Source organism: Rhodococcus sp. CX (assembly GCF_015865005.1).
Lineage (GTDB): Bacteria > Actinomycetota > Actinomycetes > Mycobacteriales > Mycobacteriaceae > Rhodococcus.
Genome location: NZ_JADZGH010000189.1, coordinates 1 through 6782, shown reverse-complemented (window position 1 = coordinate 6782; position 6782 = coordinate 1). Strand labels below are relative to the sequence as shown.

Genomic DNA, 6782 nt, shown 5'->3' with positions numbered 1-6782 from the left:
GGCGGGAACGACTCGCCGGACGTCTCGTCGACCGCCGCAACCGAGTCCGTGTCCGCGACATCGGCGGCTCCCACGACCACGACCACGACGACCGAGCCCGTGGCGGCACCGGCACCCGCACCGGTGTGCGGCGACGATCTGCTCGCGTCGCTGTCGTTGCGGCAGAAGCTCGCGCAGCTGCTCAACGTCGGGGTGACCGGCACCGACGACGCGCTGGCGATCGTGCAGTCCGAGCAGATCGGCGGCATCTTCATCGGCAGCTGGACCGACGTGTCGATGCTGTCGAACCGGGAGATCCCCGCGGTCGCCGCACAGAGCCCCCTGCCGCTGATGGTGACGATCGACGAGGAGGGCGGCCGCGTCTCGCGGGTCGGTGAGCTGCTCGGGGAGGATCCGTCGGCGCGGGTCACGGCGCAGACGATGAGCGTCGAGGAAACCTACGCGATGGCGCTCGAGCGCGGCCGCGAACTGCGGGAGCTGGGCATCACCGTGGATTTCGCGCCGGATGTCGACGTGACCGACCGGGCCGACGACGACGTGATCGGCGACCGTTCCTACTCCGACGATCCGCAGGTCGTCGTGCAGTACGCCGACGCGTACGCGCGGGGGTTGCGCGATGCGGGAATTCTCCCGGTGCTCAAGCACTTTCCGGGTCACGGCTCGGCGTCGGGTGATTCGCACACGGGCGCGGTGGTCGCCCCGCCGCTCGCTCAGCTGCAGCGGATCGACCTCGTGCCCTATCGCGAACTCGTCACGTCCGGGGTCGCCGTGATGATCGGCCATCTCGACGTGCCGGGGCTGACCGACGGGCGGCCGGCGAGCATCAGCCCCGCGGCGGTGCGGTTGCTGCGCGACGGTGCCGGGTACGGGGCACCGCCGTTCGACGGGGTGATCTTCACCGACGATCTGTCCGGGATGCGCGCGATCACCGACAGTTACGGCATCGCCGAGGCCGTGGAGGCGGCGTTGATCGCCGGTGTCGACCAGGCGTTGTGGCTGACCACCGATCAGGTGCCCGAGGTTCTCGATCGTCTCGAGCAGTCCGTGCGGTCGGGCGCGTTGCCGGCCGCGCAGGTGGACGACGCGGTGCGCACGGTCGCGCGGGCCAAGGGTGCGCTCGGCTGCTGATTTTCCGGGATTCCGAAATCCGGAGAACCCACCCGCGCTCCTTACCCTAGGGTAAGGAGCGAGACCCGAGCAGTATGGAGGAGACATGGCCGGCGGTACCAAGCGACTGCCTCGCGCGGTGCGGGAACAGCAGATGCTCGATGCCGCCGTGGAGGTGTTCTCCGAGAAGGGTTTCCACGAGACGTCGATGGACGCGATCGCGGCGCGCGCCTCGATCTCGAAGCCGATGCTGTATCTGTACTACGGCTCGAAGGACGAACTGTTCGCCGCGTGCATCGGCCGGGAGGGGCAGCGATTCGTCGAAGCCCTGGCTCCGGCGGGCGATCCCAACCTGCCGCCGCGCGCGCAACTGCGGGTCGCGCTCGAATCGTTCCTCGGATTCGTCGACGAACATCGGCACTCGTGGATGGTGCTCTACCGTCAGGCCCTCGCCCAGCAGGCCTTCGCGAACCAGGTGCGCAGCAGCCGCGACCGGCTCATCGAACTGACCGCGCACCTGCTCGAATCGAGCACGCGCGACCCGGAACCGGACATGGACTTCACCATCATGGCGGTCGCACTGGTCGGCGCGGGTGAGGCGGTCGCCGACCGCATCGCCGGCGGCGAGATCGACGTCGCCAAGGCCGCCGATCTGCTCGAGAACCTCGCGTGGCGTGGCCTCGCCGGCCGCCGACGCACCGATACGCCCGGCTGACCCCCGAATACGGATCGGGTGGACCGGGACGCCCCCATCGCGCCCCGGACCACCCGAAGTCGTTGTGCCGTCCCGTCTCAGCGCAGCGTGGCGCTCAGATGCGGGTACTGCTTCTCCGGATGCCGCAGGGACAGGTCCCAGCCGTCCGCGACCTGCTGCGCGTACAGGTTCACCGTCGCCGGCAGCAGCACCGGCTTCCCGAACCGCACCGAGTACGTGACCTTGTCCGGGACGCGTCCCTCGACGGCCCGCAGCGCCGCTGCGGCACTCCACATGCCGTGCGCGATGGTGCGCGGGAAGCCGAATGCCTTGGCGCCCAAGGTCGAGACGTGGATCGGATTGCGGTCGCCGGAGACGGCCGCGTAGCGGTCGATCGTCTTGCGGTCCACCCGCAGGGTCGACGTCGGCACGGGCGGGATCACCTGGGGTTCCGGTTCCGGCTTCGGGGCGCCGGACAGCGACGTGCGCTGCTGGTGCAGGAACGTCGAGGTCTGGCGCCAGACCGGTTCACGACCGACGGAGATCTCGGTGACCACGTCCACGAGCATGCCCTTGCGGTGCTCCCGCAGATCGGTCGCGTGCACCCGGAGGTCCAGCGGTTCGGTGGCGGAGATCGGCCGGAGTTGCTCGATCACGTTCTCCGCGTGCACCGAACCCATGGCCGCGAACGGAAAGCCCTTGGACACCATCAGTTTCATCACGAGGGGGAACGCGAGCGTGAACGGGTAGGTGAGCGGCAGGGTGTCACCGAAACGCAGCCCGCAGACCTTCGCGTACTCGGCGAGGTTGTCCTGGTCGACGCGAACGCCGCGCAGCAGCAGCGTGTCGTCGGGCAGCGTGTCACCCGACGCGCCGACGACCGGCAGCGCGGAGAGCACCGCGCGGGAGTAGACGTCGAGGATCGACGGCACCGAGTCGAGTTCGATGACGGCCATCTACGCCCCCAGCATGGACTGGCCGCACACACGCACGACCTGGCCGGTGACGGCACTCGACGCCGGGTTCGCGAACCACGCGACGGTCTCGGCGACGTCGACGGTCTCGCCGCCCTGCTGCAGGGAACTCATCAGGCGGCCGCCCTCGCGGGTGGCGAGCGGGATCGCGGCGGTCATCGCGGTCTCGATGAAGCCGGGCGCGACGGCGTTGACGGTGATCTTCTTCTCGGCCAGCACCGGTGCGGTGGCCTGCACGAGACCGATGACCCCCGCCTTGGAGGCGCCGTAGTTGGTCTGGCCGCGGTTGCCGGCGATCCCGGCGATCGACGACACGTCGATCACGCGGCCGCCCTCCTTCAGCGCACCCTTCTCGACGAGCACCTCGGTGATCTTCTGGGGAGCGAGGAGGTTGACGGCGATCACCGAGTTCCAGCGGCCCGCGTCCATGTTGGCGAGCAGCTTGTCGCGGGTGATGCCGGCGTTGTGCACGATGATGTCGGCGCCGCCGTGCCGCTCGAGCAGGTGCGCAGCGAGCTTCTCGCCCGCGTCGGGGGCGGTGACGTCGAGCGCGAGGGAGGTTCCGCCGACCTTGTTCGCGGTCTGCGCCAGCGCCTCGCCGGCCGCGGGGACGTCCGCGGCGACGACGGTTGCGCCGTCCCGGGCGAGGACCTCGGCGATGGTCGCGCCGATGCCGCGCGCGGCGCCGGTCACGACGGCGACCTTCCCGGCGAGCGGCTTGTCCCACGACTCGGGCGCGGTGGCCTCGCCGTCACCGATGCGCACGACCTGGCCGTCGACGAACGCGGACTTGGCGGAGAGCAGGAAGCGCAGGGTGGATTCGACACCGGACAGCCCGGCGGGTGCCTTCGGCGAGACGTACACGAGCTGCACGGTCGCGCCGCGGCGCAGTTCCTTGCCGAGGCTGCGGGTGAAGCCCTCGAGGGCGCGCTGGGCGATGCGCTCGTCGACCGAGGACGCTTCCTCCGGCGTGGTGCCGAGGACGACGACACGGCCGCACGGGCCGAGAGCCTTGATCGCCGGCTGGAAGAACGTGAACAGCTGCTCGAGCCCGGCGACGTCGGTGATGCCGGTCGCGTCGAACACCAGGGCGCCGAAGCTCTTCTCGTCGGGCTCGGCGAAGACGTAGTCGGAGAGCAGCGCGCGGATCGGCTCGACGAGCCGGCCGTTGCCGCCGAGCAGCACCGGACCGGCGAGCGGGGGCTCACCCGGCTGGTAGCGGCGGAGCTTCTCCGGCTGGGGCAATCCGAACTGCTTGGCGAGGAAAGCACCGGGTGCGGAGGTGATGAACTGGGCGTAGAGCTTGGGTGCGCCCTTGGTTTCGGCCACGATTCCACCTTCTCTGGTTCGGAGGTCATGCGGTGTCGACAATAACTTACTCGTGAGTAAGAATAGTATCCAGAGTTCGCATCCATCAGAACACCGGGAGACGACACGTGACCACAAAAGCCCGTTCCAGCTCTTCGCGCTCGTCGCGCCGCGTCGCGATCCTCGGCGGAAACCGCATCCCGTTCGCCCGGTCCGACCGCAAGTACGCCCGCGCCTCGAACCAGGACATGTTCACCGCGACCCTCGACGGTCTGGTCAGCCGCTTCAACCTGCAGGGTGAGCAGCTCGGCGCCGTCGTCGGCGGCGCGGTCCTCAAACACAGCCGCGACTTCAACCTGATCCGCGAATGCGTGCTCGGCAGCCCGCTGAGCCCCTACACACCCGCGTGGGACCTGCAGCAGGCCTGCGGCACCGGCCTGCAGTCGATCATCGCCGTCGGCGACGCCATCGCCGCGGGCCGGATCGAATCGGGCATCGGCGGCGGCGTCGACACCACCTCCGACGCGCCCATCGGTGTCAACAACGACCTGCGCGAGTTCCTGCTGTCGCTCAACCGCGCGCGTTCGACCGGTGACCGCCTCAAGCTGCTCGGCCACGTGCGCCCGTCGATGCTCGGCATCGAGATCCCCCGCAACGGCGAACCCCGCACCGGCCTGTCGATGGGCGAACACGCCGCGATCACCGCCAAGGAATTCGGCATCGCCCGCGCCGACCAGGACGAACTCGCCGCCGCGAGCCACCGCAACATGGCCGCCGCCTACGACCGCGGGTTCTTCGACGACCTCGTCACCCCGTTCCTCGGCCTGACCCGCGACGACAACCTCCGCCCCGATTCGTCGGTCGAGAAGCTGTCGACGCTGAAGCCGGTGTTCGGCACGAAACTCGGCGACGCCACCATGACGGCCGGCAACTCCACTCCGCTGACCGACGGCGCATCCGCGGCCCTGCTGTCCAGCGAGGAGTGGGCGGCCGCCCGCAGCCTGCCCGTCCTCGCGTATCTCGTGGACTCCGAGACCGCCGCGGTCGACTACGTCCACGGCGGCGACGGTCTGCTGATGGCCCCGACCTACGCGATCCCGCGCCTGCTCAAGCGCAACGGCCTGACCCTGCAGGACTTCGACTTCTACGAGATCCACGAGGCGTTCGCGTCCGTCGTGCTCGCGACGCTGCAGGCCTTCGAGTCGGAGGAGTACTGCAAGGGCCGGCTCGGCCTCGACGCACCGCTCGGCTCGATCGACCGCAGCAAGCTCAACGTCAACGGATCGTCCCTGGCGGCCGGGCATCCGTTCGCCGCGACCGGTGGCCGGATCGTCGCGTCGCTCGCCAAGATGCTGCACGAGAAGAAGGCCGAAACCGGCAAGCCCGCACGCGGCCTGATCTCCATCTGCGCGGCCGGGGGACAGGGCGTCACCGCGATCCTCGAGGCCTGAGAAGACCGCACGAAAAAAATTCCGGAAGGTTTGTAACGTCCCGGGGAGAGGGTCGATAGACCTATCGACCCCGCATTGCTGCCTGACCCCCGACCTGGTGGCAACGCGGGGTCTTTCTCGTTTCCGGTGCCCTTGCGCCGGGCTCGGATCGGAGTGCGCCGGGACCGGCATTTACGCTTGGTGGAAAGGCGCACCCGGTCGTGGGGTGCCCAGTCGGAAGGACACGGGTGAGTGGTAACAACGGGGCGGACGACCGCGCGAACATGAGCGGTGCCGTTCCCCCCAACGAGGCGGAAGCGCAGAGGAAGCCCGAAACGGCCGCCGCGGCCGCACCGGACCACACGGCAGGAACCGCCGCCGACGCGAAACCCGATGTCGTTGCCGAGCCGACCGCCCCGGCACCCACCGAACGGTTCGTCTCGATGGCTCCGCTCCCGACCCCGTCGAAGGCCGCCCCGGCACCCGAACCGTCCGCAGCTCGGAACGACACGGCCGCCCCCGTCGAAGAGGCCCTTGTCGAGGAGGGCGCTGCCGAGGAGGGCGCTGCCGAGGTCGCCGATGCGGCACCCGAGCGGGAAGCCGGGGACCGGGCGCCGGAGACACCGGCGGCCGCGGAGGAGCCCGTCGCCCCGGACACGTCCGCCACCGAGAGCGCGCCCGCCGCGCCGGGGACCCCGCCGGCTCCCGAGCCCCCGCAGACTCGGCTCAAGCCTTGGGAAATCCCGACCGCCGCCATTCCGGCTGCGCCGAAGAAGCCCGCGCCCTTCGCGTTCACCAAGCCCGTGTTCACCGAGCCTGCGGCCCCGGTCGAGCCTGCGGCACCGACCGCCGCGACCTCCCTGAAGGACGCCGGAATCGATCCACCGGCCGCGGACCGCACCCCGGACGAACCGCCGACCGCGCCGCAGGCCGGTCTGCAGCCGGAACCGGCCGCAGAAGCACCGGCCGAGCAGGCACTCGCCGCAGCACCCCTCGAGCAGGCAACCGCTGCAGCGCTCGTCGAGCAGGACACCACCGAGGTGCCGGCCGAGCAGACGCCCACCGCGGCACTCGCCGAGCAGGCGCCCACCGAGGCGCCGGCCGAGCAGGTACCCGACACAGCACCTGCCGAGCAGGCACTCGCCGTCGACGACTCGGCGCCGACCGTCGCGATCGACATGTCCGCGATCAGGAACACGCCGCCCGCCCAGCCGGCTGCGTCCGCAGCCGAGCCCCCGACGGAAAGGACGCCGGAAGGCACCGCCTCCG

5 protein-coding genes and 1 pseudogene are annotated in these 6782 nt (G+C 70.3%); 4 read left to right on the top strand and 2 right to left on the bottom strand.

Features of this window, described 5'->3' with window-relative positions; translation table 11 throughout:
• Nucleotides 1-1128 (top strand): glycoside hydrolase family 3 N-terminal domain-containing protein (locus I0Q12_RS20225; protein ID WP_197253980.1); only part of this gene is annotated, 1128 nt, incomplete at its 5' end.
• Between the two features lie 85 nt (nucleotides 1129-1213).
• On the top strand, nucleotides 1214-1822 hold the full coding sequence (locus tag I0Q12_RS20220) for a TetR/AcrR family transcriptional regulator (RefSeq protein WP_197253978.1): 609 nt from the start codon (nucleotides 1214-1216) through the stop codon (nucleotides 1820-1822).
• 77 nt (nucleotides 1823-1899) lie between these two features.
• Here the strand turns inward: I0Q12_RS20220 and I0Q12_RS20215 are convergent, their stop codons facing one another.
• Both I0Q12_RS20215 and I0Q12_RS20210 read right to left on the bottom strand, forming a co-directional pair.
• Entirely contained in the window at nucleotides 1900-2757 is an 858-nt protein-coding gene (locus I0Q12_RS20215; RefSeq protein WP_197253976.1) for a MaoC/PaaZ C-terminal domain-containing protein, read from the bottom strand.
• Nucleotides 2758-4104, bottom strand: a complete 1347-nt coding sequence (locus I0Q12_RS20210) for a 3-oxoacyl-ACP reductase (RefSeq protein WP_197253974.1) — start codon at nucleotides 4102-4104, stop codon at nucleotides 2758-2760.
• Nucleotides 4105-4211: 107 nt separating this feature from the next.
• Here I0Q12_RS20210 and I0Q12_RS20205 point away from each other — a divergent pair, with 107 nt between their 5' ends.
• The gene (locus tag I0Q12_RS20205) at nucleotides 4212-5534 is read left to right on the top strand and encodes an acetyl-CoA C-acetyltransferase (protein WP_197253972.1); all 1323 of its coding nucleotides are present in this window, start codon (nucleotides 4212-4214) and stop codon (nucleotides 5532-5534) included.
• A gap of 227 nt (nucleotides 5535-5761) precedes the next feature.
• Nucleotides 5762-6782 (top strand): annotated as a pseudogene (locus tag I0Q12_RS20200) (hypothetical protein); the annotation flags it as partial.

What these genes read in the sequence shown, in the direction of transcription:
- I0Q12_RS20215 (WP_197253976.1), bottom strand. Translation starts at nt 2,757, where the DNA reads ATGGCCGTCATCGAACTCGACTCGGTGCCGTCGATCCTCGACGTCTAC.
- I0Q12_RS20220 (WP_197253978.1), top strand. Translation starts at nt 1,214, where the DNA reads ATGGCCGGCGGTACCAAGCGACTGCCTCGCGCGGTGCGGGAACAGCAG.